The organism is Telluria sp. ZB4P36 (genome assembly GCF_059685865.1).
Genome location: NZ_JCASIE010000001.1, coordinates 96,448 through 120,658, shown reverse-complemented (window position 1 = coordinate 120,658; position 24,211 = coordinate 96,448). Strand labels below are relative to the sequence as shown.

At 64.3% G+C, this 24,211-nt stretch carries 23 protein-coding genes and 1 tRNA gene; 23 read left to right on the top strand and 1 reads right to left on the bottom strand.

The features are described from left to right. Positions 1–27 precede the first annotated feature (27 nt). Positions 28–639 carry a tetratricopeptide repeat protein gene (locus AC56LK_RS00560; protein ID WP_497182635.1) on the top strand — a complete coding sequence of 204 codons (612 nt, stop codon included), beginning with the start codon at positions 28–30 and terminating at the stop codon, positions 637–639. A gap of 15 nt (positions 640–654) precedes the next feature. Here AC56LK_RS00560 and AC56LK_RS00555 read toward each other — a convergent pair whose 3' ends face one another. Then, complete coding sequence (locus tag AC56LK_RS00555; protein ID WP_497182634.1) at positions 655–2,007, bottom strand: SGNH/GDSL hydrolase family protein; 1,353 nt, start codon at positions 2,005–2,007, stop codon at positions 655–657. 240 nt (positions 2,008–2,247) lie between these two features. On the opposite strand from AC56LK_RS00555, the gene AC56LK_RS00550 reads away from it, so the two are divergent. The 22 genes from AC56LK_RS00550 (at position 2,248) to nuoN (ending at position 24,209) form a co-directional block, all read left to right on the top strand. Beyond that, entirely contained in the window at positions 2,248–4,551 is a 2,304-nt protein-coding gene (locus AC56LK_RS00550; protein ID WP_497182633.1) for an FdhF/YdeP family oxidoreductase, read from the top strand. Further along, a complete protein-coding gene (gene fdhD / locus AC56LK_RS00545; protein WP_497182632.1) occupies positions 4,548–5,390 on the top strand; it encodes a formate dehydrogenase accessory sulfurtransferase FdhD in 843 nt (280 codons plus the stop codon). The genes AC56LK_RS00550 and fdhD overlap by 4 nt, the downstream gene beginning before the upstream one ends. Before the next feature lie 45 nt (positions 5,391–5,435). Then, a complete protein-coding gene (locus AC56LK_RS00540) occupies positions 5,436–6,422 on the top strand; it encodes an MYG1 family protein (RefSeq protein ID WP_497182631.1) in 987 nt (328 codons plus the stop codon). A gap of 77 nt (positions 6,423–6,499) precedes the next feature. Further along, a complete protein-coding gene (locus AC56LK_RS00535) occupies positions 6,500–6,718 on the top strand; it encodes a hypothetical protein (protein WP_497182630.1) in 219 nt (72 codons plus the stop codon). A 63-nt stretch (positions 6,719–6,781) separates the two neighbouring features. After that, a complete protein-coding gene (locus tag AC56LK_RS00530; RefSeq protein WP_497182629.1) occupies positions 6,782–7,762 on the top strand; it encodes an NAD(P)H-quinone oxidoreductase in 981 nt (326 codons plus the stop codon). 93 nt (positions 7,763–7,855) lie between these two features. Continuing rightward, the gene (tpiA, locus tag AC56LK_RS00525) at positions 7,856–8,605 is read left to right on the top strand and encodes a triose-phosphate isomerase (RefSeq protein WP_497182628.1); all 750 of its coding nucleotides are present in this window, start codon (positions 7,856–7,858) and stop codon (positions 8,603–8,605) included. Positions 8,606–8,659: 54 nt separating this feature from the next. Beyond that, a complete protein-coding gene (secG, locus tag AC56LK_RS00520; protein WP_497182627.1) occupies positions 8,660–9,151 on the top strand; it encodes a preprotein translocase subunit SecG in 492 nt (163 codons plus the stop codon). Positions 9,152–9,376: 225 nt separating this feature from the next. Beyond that, positions 9,377–9,461 (top strand) — tRNA-Leu (locus AC56LK_RS00515). 167 nt (positions 9,462–9,628) lie between these two features. Next, complete coding sequence (locus AC56LK_RS00510) at positions 9,629–9,988, top strand: NADH-quinone oxidoreductase subunit A (RefSeq protein WP_436105152.1); 360 nt, start codon at positions 9,629–9,631, stop codon at positions 9,986–9,988. 3 nt (positions 9,989–9,991) lie between these two features. After that, positions 9,992–10,468, top strand: coding sequence for a NuoB/complex I 20 kDa subunit family protein (locus AC56LK_RS00505; protein WP_020654624.1), 477 nt, complete (start codon positions 9,992–9,994; stop codon positions 10,466–10,468). 15 nt (positions 10,469–10,483) lie between these two features. Then, positions 10,484–11,080 (top strand): NADH-quinone oxidoreductase subunit C, encoded by a 597-nt coding sequence (locus AC56LK_RS00500; protein WP_497182626.1) that lies wholly within the window; start codon positions 10,484–10,486, stop codon positions 11,078–11,080. After that, entirely contained in the window at positions 11,080–12,333 is a 1,254-nt protein-coding gene (locus tag AC56LK_RS00495) for an NADH-quinone oxidoreductase subunit D (RefSeq protein WP_497182625.1), read from the top strand. The genes AC56LK_RS00500 and AC56LK_RS00495 overlap by 1 nt, the downstream gene beginning before the upstream one ends. Before the next feature lie 16 nt (positions 12,334–12,349). Continuing rightward, positions 12,350–12,826 (top strand): NADH-quinone oxidoreductase subunit NuoE, encoded by a 477-nt coding sequence (gene nuoE, locus AC56LK_RS00490; RefSeq protein WP_436105155.1) that lies wholly within the window; start codon positions 12,350–12,352, stop codon positions 12,824–12,826. Continuing rightward, entirely contained in the window at positions 12,823–14,118 is a 1,296-nt protein-coding gene (gene nuoF, locus AC56LK_RS00485; RefSeq protein WP_436105156.1) for an NADH-quinone oxidoreductase subunit NuoF, read from the top strand. Before nuoE ends, nuoF begins: the two co-directional genes overlap by 4 nt. Before the next feature lie 21 nt (positions 14,119–14,139). Next, positions 14,140–16,482 carry an NADH-quinone oxidoreductase subunit NuoG gene (gene nuoG / locus AC56LK_RS00480; RefSeq protein WP_497182624.1) on the top strand — a complete coding sequence of 781 codons (2,343 nt, stop codon included), beginning with the start codon at positions 14,140–14,142 and terminating at the stop codon, positions 16,480–16,482. Beyond that, positions 16,482–17,570 carry an NADH-quinone oxidoreductase subunit NuoH gene (gene nuoH / locus AC56LK_RS00475; protein ID WP_497182623.1) on the top strand — a complete coding sequence of 363 codons (1,089 nt, stop codon included), beginning with the start codon at positions 16,482–16,484 and terminating at the stop codon, positions 17,568–17,570. The genes nuoG and nuoH overlap by 1 nt, the downstream gene beginning before the upstream one ends. A gap of 15 nt (positions 17,571–17,585) precedes the next feature. Continuing rightward, positions 17,586–18,074: an NADH-quinone oxidoreductase subunit NuoI gene (gene nuoI, locus AC56LK_RS00470; RefSeq protein ID WP_027863876.1), complete on the top strand. Its 489-nt coding sequence runs from the start codon at positions 17,586–17,588 to the stop codon at positions 18,072–18,074. Positions 18,075–18,090: 16 nt separating this feature from the next. Continuing rightward, entirely contained in the window at positions 18,091–18,756 is a 666-nt protein-coding gene (locus AC56LK_RS00465) for an NADH-quinone oxidoreductase subunit J (protein WP_497182622.1), read from the top strand. Then, the gene (nuoK, locus tag AC56LK_RS00460; protein ID WP_027863874.1) at positions 18,753–19,061 is read left to right on the top strand and encodes an NADH-quinone oxidoreductase subunit NuoK; all 309 of its coding nucleotides are present in this window, start codon (positions 18,753–18,755) and stop codon (positions 19,059–19,061) included. The genes AC56LK_RS00465 and nuoK overlap by 4 nt, the downstream gene beginning before the upstream one ends. Positions 19,062–19,099: 38 nt before the next feature. Continuing rightward, positions 19,100–21,163, top strand: a complete 2,064-nt coding sequence (gene nuoL, locus AC56LK_RS00455) for an NADH-quinone oxidoreductase subunit L (protein WP_497182621.1) — start codon at positions 19,100–19,102, stop codon at positions 21,161–21,163. A gap of 25 nt (positions 21,164–21,188) precedes the next feature. Then, a complete protein-coding gene (locus tag AC56LK_RS00450) occupies positions 21,189–22,688 on the top strand; it encodes an NADH-quinone oxidoreductase subunit M (protein WP_497182620.1) in 1,500 nt (499 codons plus the stop codon). Between the two features lie 6 nt (positions 22,689–22,694). After that, entirely contained in the window at positions 22,695–24,209 is a 1,515-nt protein-coding gene (nuoN, locus tag AC56LK_RS00445; protein WP_497182619.1) for an NADH-quinone oxidoreductase subunit NuoN, read from the top strand. Positions 24,210–24,211 lie beyond the last annotated feature (2 nt).

Here is a 24,211-nt window from a genome sequence, read left to right as displayed (position 1 = left end):
CAGAGATCCTGATTCCATGCACGAGACATGAAAAAACTATTGATAGCGATCGCATTCGCACTCGGCCTGCCGGCCGCGGCGCATGCGGGCTTCGCGGAGGGGGCCAGCGCGTATAACGCGCGGAACTACGCGACAGCACTGAAAGAGATCGTCCCGCTCGCCAGATCCGGCCATGCGGACGCCCAGCATTTGCTGGGCCTGATGTATTACATGGGCCGCGGCGTCACGCGCGACTACAAGCAGGCCTTCGCCTGGCACCACCGGGCGGCCCAGCAGGGCAAGGCCGATGCCCAGTACGTGGTCGGCGCCATGTACTACACCGGCAACGCGGTGCCCCAGGACCAGCGCCACGCCGTGAACTGGTTCCGCAAGGCGGCCGAGCAGGGCCACGCCGAGGCCCAGCATGCGCTCGGCCTGATGTACCGCTACCACCAGGCCGGCATGCCGCAGGACATGGTGCTGGCCTATATGCTGTGGAACCTGGCCGCGGCCGGCGGCAACCACAACGCGGTCGAGCAGCGCGCCGCGATCTCGCGCCAGATGACCCAGGAGCAGATCGAGGAAGCGCAGGCGCTGTCGCGCACCTGGCGGCCGGGCAGGCCGCTGCCGACGTCTTCCCGGACCGGGAACAATTTGTGACCATCCAACCGCCGGCTAGCCCGGCGGTTGTGCTTTTTGCGGGACCTTGGCGGTGCTGCGGAACAGCGTCAGCGGCACCTCGTCCGCCATCGCCTGGTAACCCATGTCGTTCGGATGCAGGTGGTCGCCGCTGTCGTAGGCGGGCAGCAGCCGCGATGGCCGGGCCGGATCGCGGGTGACGCGGTCGAAGTCGATGACGGCGTCGAACTCGTCGTGGTTGCGGATCCACGCGTTCACGGCCTGGCGCAGCTGCTCCTTCTCCGCCGAGTAGGTGCCCGCGCCTTCGAAGGGCAGCAGGGTGGCGCCGATGACGCTGATCCCCTTGGCGTGGGCGCGTGCGATCAGCTGGCGGTAGCCGGCGACCAGGTCGTGCAGCGTCACCGGACTGGCGGCCGAACTGTTGCCGATGTCGTTGATCCCGATGAGCAGCGTCAGGTAGCGCACCCCCGGCGTCGCCAGCACGTCGCGGTCGAAGCGTTCCAGCACGCTGCGGCCGAACAGGGGATTCGGGGCGCTGGACAGCAGGCGGCTGCCGTCGATGCCGCGGTTGACCACGGCCAGGCGGATCGGATCGCGCAGGTTTTGCAGGCGGCGCGCCAGCCAGTCCGGCCAGCGCTTGTTGCTGTCCGGCGTGCTGCGGGTGCCGTCGGTGATCGAATCGCCCAGGGTGACGATGGCCGGTCCGGCCGCATCCACTTCGACCCCGGTTAGAAAGGGCCAGAGCGCGATCGTGCGCTGGACCGGCAGCACAGGCGCGGCAGTGAAGTCGCCCGGCAGCGACACGTAGTTGGCTTGGTGCGCGAGGGCATGGACCGTGGTGGCGGGCACGGTGCCGGGCAGGTAGAGGCTCACCGCGAGGCTTGACAAGGGCGGGATGTTCAGCTCCACCGGATCCGACAGCACCGGCGCACCCGGCGGGATCGTGACCGCAGGCCGGCCGCCGAAGCTGAGCGCACGGTCGGTGCCGGGCGCCACGTCCGATCCCCCTGCACGCAGCCCGATTCGGGCCGCGCCGATGCGCAGCGGGACGGTCCCGATCTCGTTCGAGACACGGATGCGCACCCGGTTGCCGCCGATGCTGGTGTGGACGATCAGGCGCAGGGTCTGGTCATGGAAGACCTGCAGGCTCGATTCCGGCGGCGGGCCGGCCGGCGCCGTGCCCCAGGTGGCGGTCCAGTGTTCGGTGGTCCAGGTCTGCGCGCCGGCCGGATGGCTGGTGAGCGCGATGGCGGCCGCCAGCATCGCGCTGCCCAGCAGCAGGCGCCGGCGCGGCAGGTTCATCCCGCGGGTGGACAGGGCAATGCCTTCGGCGAAACGGTTCAGGTAGGCATTCAGAAACGGAAGCAGGGCAGGAAGCATCCTCGTCATGATGGGCTCCAGGAAGCGGCGGCCATGCGATAGGCATGAGCTCGTATGTCCACTCTAGCCAGCGTGGCGCCCCCTTCCTTGCGCGACATCCAAGCTTGAAAAAATTAATATTCCTGCAAGAATTTATTGCTGTGCTTTGTACGAGGATTGTCCCGAACAGTAGGCAGCACTGTGGGCAGGCGCACCGAGCCGAGAGGGAATCCGGTCTAGGGTGGCGGTTCCAGGGACGGGGGAGCAGCCATGAGCAAGCGCACGGGAGAGGTCAGGATCGGCAAGGCGGACATGCCGGCAGGAGGCTGGGGATCGCTGGCCAAGGTGACGACGATTTTGCTGGACCAGGGCGTGCCCCTGAAGGACAGCCGCCTGCTGCTGAAGCAGAACAAGCCGGACGGTTATGCCTGCGTGAGCTGCGCCTGGGCCAAGCCGGCCAATCCGCATCCCTTCGAATTCTGCGAGAGCGGGGCCAAGGCCACGGCCTGGGAAACCACCAGCAAGACCATCGGCGCCGCTTTCTTCGAAAGCCATACCGTCACCGAACTGGAAGCCTGGGACGATCACGCGCTGGAGGCGCAAGGTCGCCTGACCGTGCCGCTGCGCTGGGACAGCGCCACCGACAAGTACCGCGAGGTGAGCTGGGACACGGCTTTCGCAGAGATCGGCGCGGCCCTGCGCGGTTTCGAAAGAGAGCAGGTCGTGTTCTACGCCTCCGGACGCGCGTCTCTGGAAACCTCCTACATGTACCAGCTGCTGGCGCGCATGTACGGCAACAACAACCTGCCGGACAGCTCGAACATGTGCCACGAGAGCACCTCGGTCGGGCTGCAGAAGACCATCGGCGTCCCGGTCGGCACCGTCGACCTGCACGATTTCGAGGAGACGGACTGCATCTTCTTCTTCGGCCAGAACGTCGGCACCAACAGCCCTCGCATGCTGCACCAGCTGCGCGAAGCGCGGATGCGCGGCGTGCCCATCATCACCTTCAATCCCTTGCGCGAACGCGGGCTGGTCAGCTTCACCAACCCACAGTCGCCGCTCGAGATGCTGACCGGGCACGAGACGCCGATCAGCACCCAGTACCTGCAGGTGAAACCGGGCGGCGACACGGCCGCGATCATGGGCCTGTCCAAGGCCATTTTCGCCCTCGACGACGCGGCGCTGGCGGCCGGCGGGCAGCGCGTGCTCGACATCGCGTTCATCCAGGAGCACACCCAGGGCATCGCGGACTTCGAAGCCGCGGTGCGCGCCTGCGAATGGAGCGCGATCGAGCGTGAATCCGGGCTGGCGCGCGCCGACCTGGAAAGCGCGGCCGCGGTCTATTGCGCCTCCAGCGCCGTCATGGGCATCTACGGCATGGGCCTGACCCAGCACCGCGAAGGGGTGCAGAACGTCACGATGATCGTCAACCTGCTGCTCCTGCGCGGGAACATCGGCAAGCCGGGCGCCGGCGTCTGTCCGGTGCGCGGCCATTCGAACGTGCAGGGCCAGCGTACTGTCGGCATCACGGAGAAGCCGGAACTGGCGCCGCTCGACAAGCTGAAGGCGCTGTACGGCTTCGAACCGCCGCGCAAGACCGGCATGAATACCGTCGAGGCCTGCGAAGCCATCCTGGCCGAGAAGCTGCAGGCCTTCATCGGCCTGGGCGGGAACTTCGTGCGCGCCGTGCCCGAACGCGGCCTGATGGAGGCAGCCTGGCGCGAGCTGCCGCTGACGGTGCAGATTGCGACCAAGCTGAATCGCAACCACGTCATTCACGGCAAGGCTTCCTGGCTGCTGCCCTGCCTGGGACGCATCGAGATCGACCGGCAGCGCGGCGGACCGCAGGACGTGACGGTCGAGGACAGCACCGGCTGCATGCACGGTTCGCGCGGCAGGGCGGAACCGGTGGCGTCCACGCTGCTGTCGGAACCGGCCATCGTGGCCGGCATCGCCAAGGCCACGCTCGATCCGAATCCGCGCGTCGGCTGGGACGCCTGGGTGGCGGACTACGGCCGCATCCGCGAGGCGATCGCCGAGACCTGGCCCGACATCTTCCACGACTTCAACGCACGCATGTGGACGCCGGGCGGCTTCCGCCGTCCGCTGGGCGCGGCGCACCGGGTGTGGAAGACCGAATCCGGCAAGGCCCTGTTTACGGCGCCCGGTTCGCTAGACAACAACCCGGACCTGCGGGGCGGCCCGGCGACGCTGCGCCTGTTCACGGTGCGCAGCGACGGTCAGTTCAACACCACGATCTACAACTACGACGACCATTTCCGCGGCGTGCAGGGCAGCCGCATGGTGCTGTTCATGGCGCGCGCCGACATGGCGAAGCATGCGCTGGCAGAGGGCGAGCTGGTGGCGCTGCGCACCCCGGCCGACGCTGGTGTCGAGCGCCGCGTCGGCGGGCTGGCGGTGGTGCCCTATGACGTGCCGGAAGGCTGCATCGCAGGCTACTACCCCGAGCTGAATGCCCTGATTCCGCTGTGGCACCACGCCAAGGAAAGCAAGGTGCCGGCCGCGAAGGCGATCGAGGTGCTCCTCGAGCGCGGCGGGAGGCCCTCTTGAACGCCGGCGAAGGTTTCTTTGCGCCGCCGGGCGCTTGCCGCCTGCCGGCCCAGCGCTGGCGCGACGGCCAGGTGGAGGACGCGGCCGAGCTGGTAGCGGACGAGGTGCCGGTGGCGCTCGTCTACAACGGCATCAGCCACGCGGTGATGCTGGCTTCTCCCCGGGACCTGGAGGATTTCGCGATCGGTTTCTCGCTGGGCGAGCGCATCGTGCGCGATGTGCGCGACATTTACGACCTCGAGGTGGAGGAGGCGCCGAACGGCATTGCGATCGAGATGCGCATCGCCTCCGGCGCGGCGGTGCGCCTGAAGGAGACGCGCCGCGCCCGCACCGGCAAGACCGGCTGCGGCCTGTGCGGCGTCGAAAGCCTGGACTGGTTCGACGACGATGCCTTCGCGACGGATGCATCGCAGGATGGCGCGGTCCGCTTCGCGCCGGAGTCCCTGCACCGCGCGATGGCGTCTATGGCCGCTTGCCAGGACCTGCACCACGCGACCGGCGCCGTGCATGCCGCCGGCTGGGCCGATCTCGGCGGGGAACTGCTGTGCGTGCGCGAAGACATCGGCCGCCACAACGCGCTCGACAAGCTGGTCGGCGCGCTGGTGCGCGGCAAGCTGGACCCAAGGAACGGCTTTGCCGTGGTGACCAGCCGCGCCAGTTTCGAGATGGTGCAGAAGGCGGCGCGCGCCGGCTGTGCGCTGCTGGCCGCGATCTCGGCGCCCACCGCGCTGGCGGTGCAGCTGGCCGAGCGGGCGGGGCTGACCTTGGCCGGTTTCGTGCGCGACGGGCGCCACGTGCTCTACACCCATCCGCAGCGGCTCGCGCCAGGGGAGGGGTGAAGGCGAGTATGATGCGCTCCTTGATTCGAGCATATTGGAGCAATCATGGTCATCGTGACCCACAACGGCAAGTTCCACGCGGACGACGCATGGGCGGTGGCCGTCCTGCATATTCTTTACCCTGACGCCGAAATCGTCAGGACGCGCGAGCCCGCCATCATCGAGGCTGCCGATTTCGTGGTCGACGTCGGCGGCATCTGGGACCCGGCCGCGGGCCGCTTCGACCACCACCAGAAGGGCTTCGAGGGCGCCCGCGCCAGCGGCGTGCCCTATGCCAGCGCGGGGCTGGTCTGGCGCGAGTACGGCGCGCGCTGCGTCGCCCTGCTGGCCGCGCAGCACACCGGCCACCAGCTCGACGAGGACACGGCGCAGCAGATGGCCTATGCCATCGATGCCGACATCGTGCAATACCTCGACCTGTCGGACGTCGGCGCGGCCAAGAACGCGCCCGGCGGCTACGGGATGTCGGCGGTGGTCTCCGGCTTCAATCCGAACTGGATGGACGAGCAGCGCCTCGGCTACGGGCTCGAGGCGGAAGCTTATCGTCTGACTCAATTCCGCAAGGCGATGGCCTTGCTCACCGACGTGATCGTCAATTCGGTCAAGTACCGGATCGGCGCCATCCTCGCGCTGGCCCAGGTGCGCCAGGCCGAGGTACTGGAAAACGGCCGCCTGCTGTTCCTGAAGAATGCGGCGCTGCCGTGGAGCTCGGTGGTGCGCAAGGAAATGCCGAAGGTGCTCTTCGTGCTCAGCCACAGCCTGTCGGAAGACCGCTACATGCTGCACACGGTGCCCGCGACGACCGACACCTTCGATGCGCGCGCCGACCTGCCGGAAAGCTGGGCCGGCCTGCGCGACGCCGACCTGGCCGCGGTGACCGGCGTGCCGGACGCGAAGTTCTGCCACAACGGCCGGTTTATTGCTGCGGCGAAAACGTACGAGGGCGCGTATGCGATGGCGCTGCAGGCACTGCAGGCGGTCGACAGCGGCCAGACGCCTTTGTTCAGCCCGCGCGACACGCTTTTGTCCTGAGTTGGCCGAGCGTTAGGTAAGGCACGGTCATTTGTGGCCGGAAACCCTATCTTGGTCCCATGGCCAAGATTGTTTCGATGAGAAAGCTTTACGCGATGCAGCGTATGTCGGCCGCGCTGAACCGGGCCTCGGCCGCGCGGCCTTTCGGGCCGGAAACGGACCGGGCACTGCGCTGGGCTGCCGCCTGGGGTATGTCGGCAGGTATCCGCGTCCCGCATACCCGGGTAAGGCTGCGGCGCGATACGCTGGTGGGCGTCAGCGTCGCGCCCGATCCGCAACGCCGTCTGCCTTCCTGAGGAGGGTGCGCAGGTTTTTTCCGACTCCCTTACAATTGTGGTTTTTTCAACACGGGAGCATCCATGCGCGCCATCGAAATCACACAGCCGGGCAAGCCGGAGGTCCTGCAACTGTGCGAACGTCCGCTGCCCGCCTTGAAGGCTGGCGAGGTGCTGATCAAGGTGCACGCGGCCGGCATCAACCGCCCGGACGTGCTGCAGCGCCTCGGCAAATACCCGGTGCCACCCGGCGCCTCGGATTTGCCGGGCCTCGAAGTGGCCGGCGAAATCGTTGACGGCGACTACGCGGCAGCCGGTTTTGCCAAAGGCGACATCGTCTGCGCGCTGGTGCAGGGCGGCGGTTATGCCGAGTACTGCACCGCGCCCGCCGAGCAATGCCTGCCGATCCCGCAAGGCTTGACGCCGCTGGAAGCCGCTTCGCTGCCCGAGACATTTTTTACCGTCTGGTCAAATGTTTTCGACCGCGCCCGGCTAAGCCCCGGCGAATCGCTGCTGGTGCAGGGCGGGACCTCGGGCATCGGCGTGACCGCGATCCAGCTCGCCGCGGCGCTCGGCCACCGCGTGTTCGCCACCGCCGGCTCGGATGAGAAGTGCCGTGCCTGCGAGCAGCTGGGCGCCGAACGCGGCATCAACTATCGCAGCGAAGACTTCGCGGCCGTGGTCAAGGAACTGACGGGAGGGAAGGGCGTCGACGTCATCCTCGATATGGTAGCGGGCGACTATATCCCGCGCGAAATCGATTGCCTGGCCGACGACGGCCGCATCGCCCTGATCGCGCTGCTCGGCGGCGCCAGGGCCGAGATCGACCTGGGCCAGGTGCTGCGCCGCCGCCTGGCGATCAGCGGCTCGACCCTGCGCCCGCGCCCGGTCGCCTTCAAGGCCGCGATCGCCCGCAGCCTGCGCGAGCGCGTCTGGCCGCTGTTCGCCGAAGGCAAGCTCAAGCCGGTCATCTACCGCAGCTTCCCGCTGGCCCGGGCCGCCGAGGCGCACGCGCTGATGGAGTCGAGCACCCACGTCGGCAAGATCGTGCTCGAAGTGGTCTAAGAGATTGAATCAAAAGGGAACTGGCAGCTCAGCATTGTTTGACCGCCACATATTCGACCGCTAGAATAGCGGGTTATTTAAGCGTGGGGTTCTATGCGTTCCAAACTCGTCGTAGGTAACTGGAAAATGAACGGCAGCCGCGCGGCCAACGCCTCGCTCCTGACCGGCATCCTGGAAGGTCTGGACAATGCCAGGGCCAAGGTCGCGGTCTGCGTGCCGGCTCCCTACCTCTACCAGTGCCAGGAATTACTGCAAGGCAGTCCGGTCGCCTGGGGTGCCCAGGACGTGTCCTGCCATCCGGTCGGCGCCTACACCGGCGAAGTGTGCATGTCGATGCTGCAGGATTTCGATTGCCGCTACGTGATCGTCGGCCACTCCGAGCGCCGTGCCTACCACGGCGAAAGCAATGAACTGGTGGCCAAGAAGGCCAGGGCCGCGCTCGACGCCGGCCTGACCCCGATCGTCTGCATCGGCGAAACCCTCGAGCAGCGCGAAGCGGGGCAGACCATGGAAGTGGTCGACGCCCAGCTCGACGCCGTGCTGGAAGCCGTCGGCCGCGAAGCCGTGGACAAGATCGTGCTCGCCTATGAGCCGGTGTGGGCGATCGGTACCGGCAAGACCGCGACCCCGGCCATGGCCCAGGAAGTGCATGCCGCCCTGCGCGAAAAACTGCGTGCATGCAACGCCGAGGCCGCACAAAACACGCTGGTGCTGTACGGCGGCAGCATGAAGCCGGATAATGCGGCGGACCTGATGGCGCAGCCGGACATCGACGGCGGCCTGATCGGCGGTGCGGCACTCAAGGCGGCGGATTTCCTCGCCATCATCCGCGCAGCGCAGTAAAAGATACGCAGTAGCTATTTAAATAAACGTCGTTAACTTGGAAATGGAATTGCAATGAACACCGTGTTCAATCTGATTATTGTTGTGCAGGTTATTTCGGCCCTGGCCATCATCGGCCTGGTGCTGGTCCAGCACGGCAAGGGCGCCGACATGGGTGCGGCCTTCGGTTCTGGCGCTTCGGGCAGCCTGTTCGGTGCCTCGGGCTCGTCGAACTTCCTGTCGAAGTCGACCGCCGTCGCGGCCGCGGTGTTCTTTGCCTCGACCCTGGCCCTGGCCTGGTCGAGCAATAGCCGCAGCACCGGCGGTGAAGATGCCGGCGTGATGGGCCGCGTCACCGTGCCGTCCTCGCAGGCGCCGGCCACCGGCATCCCGAGCGACGTGCCGGGCGCAGGCCCGAACGCCGGCCCGACCACCGTGGTCCCGGCCAACGACATTCCGCAAACCCCGGGCGTTGCCATCCCGGCGGCACCAGGTGCGGCAGCGCCGGCGCCGGCAGCTCCGGCCGCCGCTACCCCGGCCCCCGTTGCCCCGGCTCCGACCAAGTAAATCCGCCTGCGCGCCGCACGCGCGTTCCGGATGTGGAGTAGAATGCGGCTCGCCATCGGGTGGGCCGCATGCAGTAGAGGACGCAAGTCCGTTCAGTGCGGCCAAGCCTGCTGTAAAGATGGGCCAGGCTCAAAAGAAATGTTGAGTAATTGCGTAATTTCCTTGTGTTAGCGCAATTTGTGCATTGAAAAGTAGTGCTAAAGCAGGTTAAAATACTGGTCTCCAGCCGACGTGGTGAAATTGGTAGACACGCTATCTTGAGGGGGTAGTGGCGCAAGCTGTGCGAGTTCGAGTCTCGCCGTCGGCACCAAGATACAAAGAAGCCAGCAAGGGCGCAATGAGCAACCGCTCTCCTGCCTGAGCTGGCTTTTTTACGATTCGTGCGGTCCTGGTGGAAGGTCCTCAGCCAGGTTCGGACGGGTCGGCGCTGCAGCCCTGCAGTGTTTCATTAACCGATCGTTCAGAATAGGCTTCATCGTGAACCTCGAAAATTATCTCCCCGTTCTTCTCTTTATCCTGGTTGGCATCGGTGTCGGTGTCGCTCCTCAGGTGCTCGGCCGCATCCTTGGCCCGCACCGTCCCGACGCAGCCAAGCTGTCCCCGTATGAATGCGGCTTCGAAGCCTTTGAAGACGCGCGCATGAAGTTCGACGTTCGCTACTACCTGGTGGCGATCCTGTTTATTTTGTTTGATCTGGAAACGGCATTCTTCTTCCCATGGGGCGTCTCGATGCGCGAACTGGGCTGGACCGGTTTCGTCACGATGATGGTGTTCATCGCCGAATTCATCGTCGGTTTCTGGTACATCTGGAAGAAAGGTGCCCTTGATTGGGAATAAGCCATGGCAATTGAAGGCGTATTAAACGAAGGTTTCATTACCACCACAGCCGATAAGCTGATCAACTGGGCGCGCACCGGGTCGATGTTCCCGATGACGTTCGGCCTGGCATGCTGCGCGGTCGAGATGATGCATGTGGGCGCTGCCCGCTACGATCTCGACCGTTTTGGCATTGTGTTCCGCCCATCGCCGCGCCAGTCCGACGTGATGATCGTCGCCGGCACGCTGTGCAACAAGATGGCTCCCGCCCTGCGCAAAGTGTACGACCAGATGGCCGAGCCGCGCTGGGTGATCTCGATGGGTTCCTGCGCCAACGGCGGCGGCTACTACCACTACTCGTACTCGGTGGTGCGCGGCTGCGACCGCATCGTCCCGGTCGACGTCTACGTGCCGGGCTGCCCGCCGACTGCGGAAGCACTGCTGTACGGCATCATGCAGCTGCAGAACAAGATCAAGCGCACCAACACCATCGCGCGCTAAGAACAGCGAAACACCATGACGACTAAACTCGAAACCCTTGAACTCGCCCTGAAAAATGCACTGGGCGAGGGCGCCGCGATCACCTCGGCGCTGGGCGAACTGACCGTGGTGGTCAAGGCCGCCGACTACATCAAATCGATGCAGGCCCTGCGCGACGACCCGGCCCTGGCATTCGAAGAGATGATCGACCTGTGCGGCGTCGACTATTCCCAGTATGGCGAAGGCACCTGGGACGGCCCGCGTTTCGCGGTGGTCGTGCACCTGCTGTCGCTTCAGCATAACTGGCGCGTGCGCGTGCGCGTGTTCTGCCCGGACGACGACATGCCGATGGTCGAGACGATCACGCCGATCTGGCGCGCCGCCAACTGGTTCGAGCGCGAAGCCTTCGACCTGTTCGGCATCCTGTTCGACGGCCACGGCGACCTGCGCCGCATCCTGACCGACTACGGCTTCATCGGCCACCCGTTCCGCAAGGACTTCCCGATCACGGGCTATGTCGAAATGCGCTACGACCCTGAACAGAAACGCGTGATCTACCAACCGGTGACGATCGAGCCGCGCGAGAACATCCCGCGCGTGATCCGTGAAGAAACCTACGGGACATCGAAATAATGGCTGAGCTTAAGAATTACACCCTGAACTTTGGTCCGCAGCACCCGGCAGCGCACGGCGTGCTGCGCCTCGTGCTGGAGCTGGACGGCGAAGTGATCCAGCGCGCCGACCCGCACATCGGCCTGCTGCACCGCGGCACCGAGAAGCTGGCCGAGACCCGCACCTACCTGCAGTCGGTCCCGTACATGGACCGCCTCGACTACGTGTCGATGATGTGCAACGAGCACGGCTACGTGCTGGCGATCGAGAAGCTGCTGGGCGTCGAGGCGCCGATCCGTGCGCAGTACATCCGCACCATGTTCGACGAGATCACCCGTATCCTGAACCACCTGATGTGGCTGGGCGCGCACGCGCTCGACATCGGTGCCATGGGTCCCTTCCTGTACGCTTTCCGTGACCGCGAAGACCTGTTCGACGTGTACGAAGCGGTGTCGGGCGCGCGCATGCACGCGGCCTACTACCGTCCGGGCGGCGTCTACCGCGACCTGCCGGACCGCATGCCGCAGCACAAGGAATCGCCGATCCGCTCGAAGAAGGCGATCGACGAACTGAACCGCGACCGCCAGGGTTCGGTGCTGGACTTCCTGGATGCCTTCACCAAGCGTTTCGACGGCTATGTCGACGAGTACGAAACCCTGCTGACCGATAATCGTATCTGGAAGCAGCGTACCGTCGGCATCGGCGTGGTGTCGCCGGAAGACGCGAAGGCCATGGGCTTCACCGGCGCCATGCTGCGCGGCTCGGGCGTGGAATGGGACCTGCGCAAGATGCAGCCCTACGCGGCGTATGCGAACCTCGACTTCGACATCCCGGTCGGCACCAACGGCGACTCCTACGACCGCTACCTGGTGCGTATCGAAGAAATGCGCCAGTCGAACCGCATCATCAAGCAGTGCATCGCCTGGCTGCGCGTGAACCAGGGTCCGGTCATGATCGACAACCACAAGATCGTGCCGCCGAACCGCATGGACATGAAGTCCAACATGGAATCGCTGATCCACCACTTCAAGCTGTTCACCGAAGGTTTCCACGTGCCGGAAGGCGAGGCCTATGCCGCGGTCGAGCACCCGAAGGGCGAGTTCGGCATCTACATCGTGTCGGACGGCGCCAACAAGCCCTACCGCCTGAAGATCCGCACCCCGGACTATGTCCACCTGCAGAGCCTCGACGAAATGTCGCGTGGCCACATGATTGCCGACGCAGTGGCCATCATCGGTACGCAGGATATCGTGTTCGGCAGTATCGACCGCTAAGAGGCAGGAGAAGATTATGTTATCGCAGGATTGCTATAAAAAAATCGATCGCGAGCTGGCCAAGTACCCAGCCGATCAACGCCAGTCGGCCGTGATGGCTTCGCTGGCCCACGCCCAGGTCGAACTGGGCTGGCTGTCGCCGGAAACCATGCAGGAAATCGCCGACTACATCCGCATGCCGGCCATCGCCGTGCAGGAAGTCGCGACCTTCTACAACATGTACAACCTGAAGCCGGTCGGCAAGGCCAAGATCACGGTCTGCACCAACCTGCCGTGCGCCCTGTCGGGCGGCGAGCGCGCCGGCCAGTACCTGAAGGACAAGCTGGGCATCGACTACCGCGACACCACCGCCGACGGCCAGTTCACGCTGATGGAAGGCGAGTGCATGGGCGCCTGCGGCGACGCACCGGTGATGCTGGTGAATAACCATCGCATGTGCTCGTTCATGAACGATCAAAAAATCGACGCTCTGGTAGAGGAACTGAAGAAATGACCAGCTTGCACGACCGTCACATCAATCCGCTGATCCTCAAGGACCTGAATGGCGACAACTGGCGCCTGGCCGACTACGTCAAGCGTGGCGGCTATTCGGCGCTGCGCCGCATCATCGAAGAGAAGATTTCGCCGGAACAGATCATCGCCGACCTGAAGGCCTCGGGCCTGCGGGGCCGCGGCGGCGCCGGTTTCCCGACCGGCCTGAAGTGGAGCTTCATGCCGCGCCAGTACCCGGGCCAGAAATACCTCGTCTGCAACACCGACGAAGGCGAGCCGGGTACGTTTAAAGACCGCGACATCATCCGCTACAACCCGCACGCGCTGATCGAAGGCATGGCCATCGGCGCCTACGCGATGGGCATTACCGTGGGCTATAACTACATCCACGGCGAGATCTTCCAGGAATACCTGCGCTTCGAAGAAGCGCTGGAAGAGGCGCGTGCCGCCGGCTTCCTGGGCGACAAGATCATGGGTTCGGAGTTCTCGTTCCAGCTGCACGCCCACCACGGCTACGGCGCCTACATCTGCGGCGAAGAAACCGCACTGCTCGAGTCCCTGGAAGGTAAAAAGGGTCAGCCGCGCTTCAAGCCGCCTTTCCCGGCCTCGTTCGGCCTGTACGGCAAGCCGACCACGATCAACAACACCGAGACCTTCGCGGCCGTCCCGTTCCTGCTGAACATCGGTCCTGAGAACTACATGGGCCTCGGCAAGCCGAACAATGGCGGCACCAAGATCTTCTCGATCTCGGGCGACGTCGAGCGTCCGGGTAACTACGAAGTCCCACTGGGCACCCCGTTCGCCAAGCTGATGGAGCTGGCCGGCGGCATGCGTGGCGGCAAGAAGATCAAGGCAGTCATCCCGGGCGGTTCGTCGGCGCCGGTGATCCGCGGCGAGGTCATGATGGATACCGACCTCGACTACGATTCGATCGCCAAGGCCGGTTCGATGCTGGGTTCGGGCGCCGTGATCGTCATGGACGAGACCCGCTGCATGGTCAAGTCGCTGCTCCGCCTGTCCTACTTCTACTACGAAGAATCCTGCGGCCAGTGCACGCCGTGCCGTGAAGGCACCGGCTGGATGTACCGCATGGTCCACCGTATCGAACACGGCAAGGGCCGTCCGGAAGACATGGACCTGCTGAACAACATCGCCTTCAACATCAAGGGCCGCACCATCTGCGCCCTGGGTGACGCAGCGGCGATGCCGGTGGAAGCGATGATCAAGAACTTCCGCGAGGAATTCGAATATCACATCGAGCACAAGCACTGCCTCGTGCCCGCATACCTTTAAACCAGGTCAGGTAACGATCAAATGGTTGAAATTGAATTAGACGGCAAAAAAGTCGAAGTCGCACCAGGTTCCATGGTGATGGACGCCGCAAACAAACTCGGGACTTACATCCCGCACTTCTGCTATCACAAGAAATTGTCGATCGCAGCGAACTGCCGCATGTGCCTGGTCGAAGTCGAGAAGGCGCCGAAGCCGCTGCCGGCTTGCGCCACGCCGGTGTCGCCGGGCATGATCGTGCGCACCCACAGCGACAAGGCGGTGCAGGCACAGAAGTCGGTGATGGAGTTCCTCTTGATTAACCACCCGCTGGATTGCCCGATCTGCGACCAGGGCGGCGAATGCCAGCTGCAGGATCTGGCCGTCGGCTACGGCAAGAGCAATTCGCGCTACGACGAAGAGAAGCGCGTGGTGGCCCCGAAAGAGGCCGGCCCGCTGATCTCGATGGAAGAGATGTCGCGCTGCATCCAGTGCACCCGCTGCGTGCGTTTCGGCCAGGAAGTGGCCGGCGTAATGGAATTCGGCATGGTCGGCCGCGGCGAGCACTCGGAAATCACCACCTTCGTGGGCAAGACCGTGGACTCGGAAGTCTCGGGCAATATGATCGACCTGTGCCCGGTCGGCGCCCTGACGTCCAAGCCTTTCCGCTATTCGGCACGTCCGTGGGAACTGCAGCGCCGCAAGTCGATCGCGCCCCACGACTCGCTCGGTTCGAACCTGATCGTCCAGGTCAAGGGCGGCAAGGTCATGCGCGTGCTGCCGCTGGAAAACGAAGCCATCAACGAATGCTGGCTGTCGGACAAGGACCGCTTCTCCTACGAAGCCCTGGACAACGCCGACCGCCTGGTCAACCCGATGATCAAGCAGGGCGGCGTGTGGCAGGAAACCGACTGGCAGACCGCGCTGGAATACGTGGCCCATGGCCTGCGTAACATCCGCCACGAGCACGGCGCCGACAGCATTGCCGCTGTCGCCACCCCGCACTCGACCCTGGAAGAGCTCTACCTGCTGAACAAGATGACCCGCGGCATTGGCTCGGACAACATCGAGTTCCGCCTGCGCCAGGCCGACTTCGCGCTGGACGGCCAGGTCACCCCGTGGCTGGGCATGCCGATCGCGAACTTCTCGCAACTGAAGCGCGCCTTCGTCATCGGTTCCTCGCTGCGCAAGGACCACCCGCTGGTCGCGACCCGCCTGCGCGTCGCCACCAAGGGCGGCGCCAAGCTGTCGCTGCTGGGCTCCAGCGATGACGACCTCCTGATGCCGATCGCGAACAAGCTGATCGCCGCACCGACCGACTGGCTGGCCGCGTTGTCGGAAGTCGTGTCGGCCGTGGCCGGTGCCAAGGGCGTCGCCGCACCATCGGGCTTCGAGAACGTCCAGGCAGGCGAGGGTGCCCGCGGCATCGCCGCGACCCTGGTCGGCGTCGACACCCCGGGCGCGGTCCTGCTGGGTAACGCTGCCTCGTATCACCCGCAAGCTTCGAAGATCCACGCCGCCGCGCAGTGGATCGCCGAGCAGACCGGCTGCTCCTTCGGCTACCTGGTCGACGCCGCCAACACCGTCGGCGGCTATATCGTCGGCGCGACGGGCAAGGGCGAAGCGGTCTTCGCCAGCCCGAAGAAAGCCTACGTGCTGCTGAACGCGGAACCGGAACTGGATGCGGCCAATCCGCAGCAGGCTCGTGCCGCACTGGACAGCGCCGAGATGGTCGTCGCCATGTCCGCCTTCAAGCACGGCATGGACTTCGCCGACGTGCTGCTGCCGATCGCGCCGTTCAGCGAGACCGCCGGCACCTTCGTCAACTGCGAAGGCCGCGCACAGAGCTTCAACGGCACCGTCAAGCCGCTCGGCGAAACCCGTCCGGCCTGGAAAGTGCTGCGCGTGCTGGGCAACCTGCTGGGCCTGTCGGGCTTCGACTACGAAACTTCGGAATCGATCCGCGACGAAGCCATCGGCAAGGGCAATACCGACCTGTCGGCCAAGCTGAACAACGTTGCCAAGCTGGCGCCGACCGTGGGCCAGACCGCCCCGGCCGGCCAGCTCGAGCGCGTCGCCGACGTGCCGATCTACTTCACCGACGCGCTGTCGCGCCGCTCGGAACCGCTGCAGCGCACCGCCGACGCGAATGCGCCGCTGGTGAGCCTGTCGAAGGCCGTCGCCGAACAGATCGGCGTCAAGGCCGGCGACCTGGTGCGCGTGTCGCAGGGCTCGGGCAGCGCCGTGCTGGTCGCCAACGTGGACGCACGCCTGCCGTCGAACGCGGTGCGCGTGGCCGCCGGCCACCCGGCCGTTGCGGCACTGGGCCCGATGTTCGGTGAGATCAATGTTGAAAAAGCAGTTGAACAAGCAGGAGGCGGCAAATAATGGCAACGCCCGGTTTCATCGATACACTGAACGCCGGCGGGGCTGACCTGCTTGGCCCGGTCTGGCCGCTGGCCTGGACCGTCATGAAGATCCTCGTGGTGCTGCTGCCGCTGATGGGCCTGGTCGCTTACCTGACCCTGTGGGAGCGCAAGCTGATCGGCTGGATCCAGATCCGCGTGGGCCCGAACCGCGTGGGCCCGGGAGGCCTGCTGCAGCCGATCGCCGACGCGCTCAAGCTGCTGCTCAAGGAAATCGTCATCCCGACCAAGGCCAACCGCAGCCTGTTCGTGATCGGCCCGATCATGACCATCATGCCGGCCCTGGCCGCCTGGGCGGTCGTGCCCTTCGGTCCGCAAGCCGCGCTGGCCAACGTCAACGCCGGCCTGCTGTTCCTGATGGCGATCACCTCGATGGAAGTCTACGGCATCATCATCGCCGGCTGGGCCTCGAACTCGAAGTACTCGTTCATGGGCGCGATGCGCGCCTCGGCCCAGATGATTTCCTATGAAATCCCGATCGGCTTCGTGCTGGTCGTGGTCCTGATGGTGACCGGCAGCCTGAACATGTCGGACATCGTCCTGAGCCAGCAAATGGGCACCATGGCCGACATGGGCCTGACCTTCCTGTCCTGGAACTGGCTGCCGCTGCTGCCGCTGTTCGTCATCTACTTCGTGTCCGGCCTGGCAGAGTGCAACCGCCACCCGTTCGACGTGGTGGAAGGGGAGTCGGAGATCGTCGCCGGCCACATGGTCGAGTACTCGGGCATGTCCTACGCGATGTTCATGCTGGCCGAATACGCCAACATGATCCTGATCTCGACCCTGGCGGCCATCATGTTCCTGGGCGGCTGGTCGGCTCCGTTCGCCTTCCTGGAGTTCGGCGCGATCGGTGGCTTCTTCTGGCTGTTCCTGAAGATGTTCCTGCTGGTCTCCCTGATGATCTGGGTTCGCGGCACCTTCCCGCGTTACCGCTATGACCAGATCATGCGCCTGGGCTGGAAAGTCTTCATCCCGCTGACCCTGATCTGGCTGGTGTTTGTCGCCGCCTGGATGCAGACGCCGTGGAACATCTGGACTGCTGTGAAGTAAGGAAGCAAACACAAAATGAATCGGATTAAAGAAATTGTCGGCAGCCTGATGCTGTCCGAACTCTTCAAGGGCCTGGCCCTGACCGGCAAGTACGCGCTGTCGCGCAAGATCACGGTCCAGTACCCGGAAGAGAAGACGCCGATGTCGAACCGCTTCCGCGGCCTGCACGCGCTGCGTCGCTACCCCAACGGGGAAGAGCGCTGCATCGCCTGCAAGCTGTGCGAGGCAGTCTGCCCGGCCATGGCGATCACCATCGAATCGGCACAGCGCGAGGACGGCACCCGCCGCACCACGCGCTACGACATCGACCTGACCAAGTGCATCTTCTGCGGCTTCTGCGAAGAGTCCTGCCCGGTCGACTCGATCGTCGAGACCCATGTGCTGGAATACCACGGCGAAAAGCGCGGCGACCTCTACTACACCAAAGAGATGCTGCTGGCCGTGGGTGACCGCTACGAAAACGACATCGCCGCCGCCCGCGAAGCGGACGCGAAGTACCGATAAGAAGAGGCAGTCATTCATGGAATTCACCACTTTCCTGTTCTACGCGTTCGCGGCCATCATGGTGCTGGCCTCGCTGCGCGTCATCACCACCAAGAACCCGGTCCACGCCGCGCTGTTCCTGGTGCTGGCCTTCTTCAACGCAGCCGGTATCTGGCTGCTGCTGAAGGCCGAGTTCCTGGCCATCGTGCTGGTGCTGGTCTACGTCGGCGCCGTGATGGTGCTGTTCCTGTTCGTCGTCATGATGCTCGACATTAATATCGACCGCATGCGCGAAGGCTTCTGGGGCTACCTGCCGGTGGCGTCTAGCATCGGCGCCCTGATCGTGCTCGAGATGGCCGCCGTGCTGTACCGCGCCTTCAACGAGACCGACCTGTCGGCCGAGGCCGCCGCGCTGAACATCGGCGGCACCAAGGAACTGGGCCTCTTGATCTACACCAAGTACATCTACGGCTTCGAGATCGCGGCCGTGATCCTGCTGGTGGCGATCATTGCCGCCGTCGCCCTGACCCTGCGCAAGCGCAAGGACACCAAAGCAATCGACCCGGCCCTCGCGGTCCGCGTCAAGCGTAACGACCGCCTGCGCATCGTCAAGATGGATGCGGTCAACCAGCGCGCGATCGATGCAGCGAATGCTGAAAAAGCGGCAGCAGCAGCGGCCGCAGCACCGAAGGAGGCACCATGACTTTGTCGCTCGCACACTACCTGATCCTGGGCGCGATCCTGTTCGCGATCTCGGTGATCGGTATCTTCCTGAACCGGAAGAACATCATCATCCTGCTGATGGCCGTCGAATTGATGCTGCTGGCGGTGAACCTGAACTTCGTCGCGTTCTCGCACTACCTGGGAGACGCGGCGGGGCAGATCTTCGTGTTCTTCATTCTGACCGTCGCGGCCGCCGAATCGGCGATCGGCCTGGCGATCCTGGTGGTCCTGTTCCGTAACCTGGACACGATCAATGTGGAAGACCTCGACAGCCTCAAGGGCTGACGGTCTCGGTTGATTAACAATAACGATTAAGGTTCAACATGGCGGGGCAACTCTCTTCCTCAATGTTACTGGCGGTGCCGCTGGCGCCGCTCGCAGGTTCGGCGATTGCCGGCCTGCTCGGCACCAAGTTCTTCGGTAATGTGGTCGGTCGCAAGGTGTCGCACACCGCGACCATCCTGGGCGTGCTGATCGCGCTGATCATCTCGGTCCAGACCCTGATGGCGGTGCTCGACGGCGCCACCTTCAATGAAGACATCTACACCTGGATGAACGTCGGCACGCTCAAGCTGGCCGTCGGCTTCCAGATCGACACCCTGTCGGCGATGATGATGTGCGTGGTCACCTCGGTGTCGCTGATGGTCCACATCTATACGATCGGCTACATGGCCGAGGACGAAGGCTACAACCGCTTCTTCTCGTACATCTCGCTGTTCACTTTCGCGATGCTGATGCTGGTCATGTCCAACAACTTCCTGCAGCTGTTCTTCGGCTGGGAAGCGGTGGGCCTGGTCTCCTACCTGCTGATCGGCTTCTGGTACACCCGTCCGACCGCGATCTTCGCCAACATGAAGGCCTTCCTGGTCAACCGTGTCGGCGACTTCGGCTTCATCCTCGGCATCGGCCTGCTTCTGGCCGCCTCGGGCACCATGCATTACGGCGAGACCTTCGCCCAGGCCGACAAGCTGGTCGGCATGACCGTCCCGGGCATCGGCTGGCCGCTGCTGACCGCAGCCTGCATCTGCCTGTTCATTGGCGCGATGGGTAAATCGGCGCAGTTCCCGCTGCACGTCTGGCTGCCGGACTCGATGGAAGGCCCGACCCCGATCTCGGCACTGATCCACGCCGCGACCATGGTTACCGCCGGCATCTTCATGGTGGCGCGCATGTCGCCGCTGTTCGAACTGTCGGACGGCGCGCTGAGCTTCGTCATCGTGATCGGTTCGATCACGGCGCTGTTCATGGGCTTCCTGGGCATCATTCAAAATGACATCAAGCGCGTCGTCGCTTACTCGACCCTGTCGCAGCTGGGCTACATGACCGTCGCGCTGGGCGCTTCGGCCTACTCGGTGGCCGTGTTCCACCTGATGACCCACGCCTTCTTCAAGGCGCTGCTGTTCCTCGGCGCGGGTTCGGTCATCATCGGCATGCACCACGACCAGGACATGCGCAACATGGGCGGCCTGCGCAAGTACATGCCGATCACCTGGATCACCTCGCTGCTGGGCTCGCTGGCCCTGATCGGTACCCCGTTCTTCTCGGGCTTCTACTCGAAGGATTCGATCATCGAGGCAGTGCACGCGACCAACATCCCGGGCGCCGGCTTCGCCAACTTCGCGGTGCTGGCAGGCGTCTTCGTGACCGCCTTCTACTCCTTCCGTATGTACTTCATGGTATTCCATGGCGAATCGCGCTGGAACCACCCGGTGAAGCACAGCGAAGGCCACGATTCGGACGCGCACCATGAAGAAGACGAGCATGGTCACGACGACCACCACCACCACGGCCTGCAGCCGGGCGACAAGCCGCACGAGTCGCCATGGGTCGTGACCCTGCCGCTGGTCCTGCTGGCGATCCCGTCGGTCATCATCGGCTACCTGGCGATCGGTCCGATGCTGCATGGCGACTTCTTCAAGGGCGTGATCACCGTGAACCCGAACCACCCGGCGATGGCCACCCTGAGCGAAGAGTTCCATGGCGCCGCCGCGATGGCGATCCACGGCCTGCAGACCGCACCGTTCTGGCTGGCACTGGCCGGCGTCGTGACCGCCTACTACTGCTACATGATCAACCCGCGCGTTCCTGCCTGGTTCTATGCCAAGTTCACCTTCCTGCACACCCTGCTGGACAACAAGTACTACATGGACAAGTTCAACCAGATGGTCTTCGCCGGCGGCGCACGCGCCGTCGGTGGCGGCCTGTGGAAAGTGGGCGACCGCGGCCTGATCGACGGCCTGATGGTCAACGGTTCGGCCAAGCTGGTCGGTTGGTTCTCGACGGTGACCCGTACCTTCCAGACGGGCTACATCTATCACTACGCGTTCGTGATGATCGTCGGCGTGCTGGCAACCCTGCTGTGGTTCTTCCCGTTCTGGCAGGCTTAATCGGGATCGATAAGAAAAGCGAAAAATGATGCAGTCAATTTCTACATTTCCTCCTTACCTGAGCCTGTCGATCTGGCTTCCGATCCTGTTCGGCCTGATCGTGCTGGCCGTCGGCCGTGACAAGAACGCCGGTTTCGTGCGCCTGCTGTCCCTGGTCGGCGCCGTCGTCAGCTTCCTGCCGACCCTGCCGCTGATCATGAACTTCGACAATGCCGCCCACGGCATGCAGTTCTATGAAGCGGCAGCCTGGATCGACCGCTTCAATGTGTTCTACAAGCTGGGCGTCGACGGCCTGTCGCTGTGGTTCGTGCCGCTGACCGCCTTCATCACCATCATCGTGGTGCTGGCGGCATGGCAGGTGATCGAAGAGCGCGTGGCGCAGTACATGGGTTCCTTCCTGATCCTGTCGGGCCTGATGATCGGCGTGTTCGCCTCGCTGGACGGCCTGCTGTTCTACTTCTTCTTCGAAGCCACCCTGATCCCGATGTACATCATCATCGGCGTGTTCGGCGGCCCGAATCGCGTGTATGCGGCATTCAAGTTCTTCCTGTACACGTTCTTCGGCTCGCTGCTGACCCTGATCGCGATCATCTACCTGTACAACGCTTCGGGCTCCTTCGACATCCTCGAATGGCACAAGCTGCCGTTGACGATGAACGAGCAGATCCTGATCTTCGTCGCCTTCTTCATGGCCTTCGCCGTGAAGGTGCCGATGTGGCCGGTGCACACCTGGCTGCCGGATGCCCACGTGGAAGCGCCGACCGGCGGTTCCGTGGTGCTGGCCGCGATCATGCTGAAGCTGGGCGCCTATGGTTTTCTCCGCTTTTCGCTGCCGATCACCCCGGACGCCTCGCAGTACCTGGCGCCGGTTGTCATCAGCCTGTCGCTGGTTGCCGTGATCTACATCGGCCTGGTGGCCCTGGTCCAGAAGGACATGAAGAAGCTGGTCGCTTACTCGTCGATCGCCCACATGGGTTTCGTCACCCTGGGCTTCTTCATGTTCAACGACCTGGGCGTGCAGGGCGGCCTGATGCAGTCGATCTCGCACGGCTTCGTGTCGGGCGCGATGTTCCTGTGCATCGGCGTGCTGTACGACCGTGTCCACTCGCGTGAAATCGCCGACTACGGCGGCGTGGTCAACACGATGCCGAAGTTCGCCGCCTTCGTGGTGCTGTTCTCGATGGCCAATGCCGGCCTGCCGGCCACCTCGGGCTTCATCGGCGAATTCATGGTCATCCTGGGCGCCGTCGAGTTCAACTTCTGGACCGGCCTGGCGTCGGGCACCGCCCTGATCCTGGGCGCCGCCTACTCGCTGTGGATGGTCAAGCGCGTCGTGTTCGGCCCGATCGGCAACAAGAACGTCGCCGAACTGACCGACCTGAACGGCCGTGAATTCGCCATCCTGGGCGTGCTGGCCATCGCCACCCTGTGGATGGGCCTGTATCCGGCGCCGATCGCCGAGACGCTGCAGGTGTCGGTCACCGATCTGCTGCAGCACGTCGCAGCCGGCAAATTGCCTCAATAAACTGCCATGAACGAAATGAACTCCACATTGCTAGCGGCGACCGACACCAACCTGGCGCCGGTCTATGCCGAAATCTTCCTGCTGATCGCGGCTTCCGCGATCCTGCTGATCGACATGTTCCTGAAGGAAGGGAAGCGCAACCTGACCTACGCGCTGTCCCTGCTGGCCATCGCCGGTTGCGGCGTGCTGACCTTCGCCGACATGAACGCCGGCGCTACCGTGTACACCTTCAGCGGCATGTACGTGGCGGACCCGATGTCCAACCTGCTCAAGCTGGTGACCTACGTGGCCACCGCCATGACCCTGGTGTATTCGCGCCAGTACACGCAAGACCGCGCCATGATGTCCGGTAACCTGGGCGGCGAGTTCTACGTGCTCGCGCTGTTCTCGATGCTCGGCCAGATGATCATGATCTCGGGCAACAGCATGCTGTCGCTCTACCTGGGCCTGGAACTGATGTCGCTGTCGCTGTACGCCCTGGTGGCCCTGCGCCGCGACCACGCCGTGTCGACCGAAGCCGCGATGAAATACTTCATCCTGGGCGCACTGGCCTCGGGCTTCCTGCTGTATGGCATGTCGATGATCTACGGCGCCACCGGTTCGCTCGACCTGACCGTCATCAGCCAGGTCAGCGCCACCGCCGATGCCAACCGCAACATCCTGGTGTTCGGCCTGGTGTTCGTCGTCGCCGGCCTGGCCTTCAAGCTGGGCGTGGTTCCCTTCCACATGTGGGTCCCGGACGTGGTGCAGGGCGCCCCGACCGCCGTCACCCTGCTGCTGGGCGGCGCACCGAAGCTGGCGACCTTCGCCATGGTGATCCGCATGCTGCCGGAAGGCCTGGGCTCCATGGCCTTCGACTGGCAGCAGATGCTGCTGGTGCTGGCCGTGCTGTCGCTGGCCGTGGGTAACATCACCGCGATCGCCCAGACCAATATCAAGCGTATGCTGGCCTACTCGACCATCGCCCAGATGGGCTTCGTGGTGCTCGGCATGATGACCGGCGTGGTCAACGGCGACAGCAGCGATGCCGCTGCCTCGTACAGCGCCGCGATGTACTACACCATCACCTACGTCCTGACCACGGTCGGCAGCTTCGGCCTGATCATGATGCTGGCACGCGCCGGCCATGAAGCCGAGACCATCGCCGACTTCAAGGGCCTGGGCAAGCGTTCGCCATGGTTCGCGGTCGTCATGACCGTCCTCATGTTCTCGCTGGCAGGCGTGCCGCCGATGGTCGGCTTCATGGCCAAGTGGGCCGTGCTGCAGGCGGTCGTGAACGCGGGCATGGTGTGGCTGTCGGTCGTGGCCGTGCTGTTCTCGCTGGTCGGCGCCTTCTACTACCTGCGCATCGTCAAGACCATCTGGTTCGACGAAGCTGCGGACACCGCCGCCATCCACACCCCGACCGACATGCGCGTCGTGATGTCGCTCAACGGCGTGGCCGTGGTCCTGCTGGGTATCGTCCCGGGCTGGCTGCTGGCGGTGTGCTACAGCGCCATGCAGGCAACCCTCGCCAGGTAAGC

Coding starts and splice junctions, on each gene's coding strand:
- nuoI (WP_027863876.1), top strand. CDS start 17,586: ATGAATCGGATTAAAGAAATTGTCGGCAGCCTGATGCTGTCCGAACTC.
- nuoG (WP_497182624.1), top strand. CDS start 14,140: ATGGTTGAAATTGAATTAGACGGCAAAAAAGTCGAAGTCGCACCAGGT.
- nuoE (WP_436105155.1), top strand. CDS start 12,350: ATGTTATCGCAGGATTGCTATAAAAAAATCGATCGCGAGCTGGCCAAG.
- AC56LK_RS00505 (WP_020654624.1), top strand. CDS start 9,992: ATGGCAATTGAAGGCGTATTAAACGAAGGTTTCATTACCACCACAGCC.
- nuoK (WP_027863874.1), top strand. CDS start 18,753: ATGACTTTGTCGCTCGCACACTACCTGATCCTGGGCGCGATCCTGTTC.
- AC56LK_RS00465 (WP_497182622.1), top strand. CDS start 18,091: ATGGAATTCACCACTTTCCTGTTCTACGCGTTCGCGGCCATCATGGTG.
- AC56LK_RS00495 (WP_497182625.1), top strand. CDS start 11,080: ATGGCTGAGCTTAAGAATTACACCCTGAACTTTGGTCCGCAGCACCCG.
- nuoF (WP_436105156.1), top strand. CDS start 12,823: ATGACCAGCTTGCACGACCGTCACATCAATCCGCTGATCCTCAAGGAC.
- secG (WP_497182627.1), top strand. CDS start 8,660: ATGAACACCGTGTTCAATCTGATTATTGTTGTGCAGGTTATTTCGGCC.
- AC56LK_RS00500 (WP_497182626.1), top strand. CDS start 10,484: ATGACGACTAAACTCGAAACCCTTGAACTCGCCCTGAAAAATGCACTG.
- AC56LK_RS00540 (WP_497182631.1), top strand. CDS start 5,436: ATGGTCATCGTGACCCACAACGGCAAGTTCCACGCGGACGACGCATGG.
- tpiA (WP_497182628.1), top strand. CDS start 7,856: ATGCGTTCCAAACTCGTCGTAGGTAACTGGAAAATGAACGGCAGCCGC.
- AC56LK_RS00550 (WP_497182633.1), top strand. CDS start 2,248: ATGAGCAAGCGCACGGGAGAGGTCAGGATCGGCAAGGCGGACATGCCG.
- AC56LK_RS00560 (WP_497182635.1), top strand. CDS start 28: ATGAAAAAACTATTGATAGCGATCGCATTCGCACTCGGCCTGCCGGCC.
- nuoN (WP_497182619.1), top strand. CDS start 22,695: ATGAACGAAATGAACTCCACATTGCTAGCGGCGACCGACACCAACCTG.
- nuoL (WP_497182621.1), top strand. CDS start 19,100: ATGGCGGGGCAACTCTCTTCCTCAATGTTACTGGCGGTGCCGCTGGCG.
- AC56LK_RS00450 (WP_497182620.1), top strand. CDS start 21,189: ATGATGCAGTCAATTTCTACATTTCCTCCTTACCTGAGCCTGTCGATC.
- AC56LK_RS00535 (WP_497182630.1), top strand. CDS start 6,500: ATGAGAAAGCTTTACGCGATGCAGCGTATGTCGGCCGCGCTGAACCGG.
- nuoH (WP_497182623.1), top strand. CDS start 16,482: ATGGCAACGCCCGGTTTCATCGATACACTGAACGCCGGCGGGGCTGAC.
- AC56LK_RS00555 (WP_497182634.1), bottom strand. CDS start 2,007: ATGACGAGGATGCTTCCTGCCCTGCTTCCGTTTCTGAATGCCTACCTG.
- AC56LK_RS00530 (WP_497182629.1), top strand. CDS start 6,782: ATGCGCGCCATCGAAATCACACAGCCGGGCAAGCCGGAGGTCCTGCAA.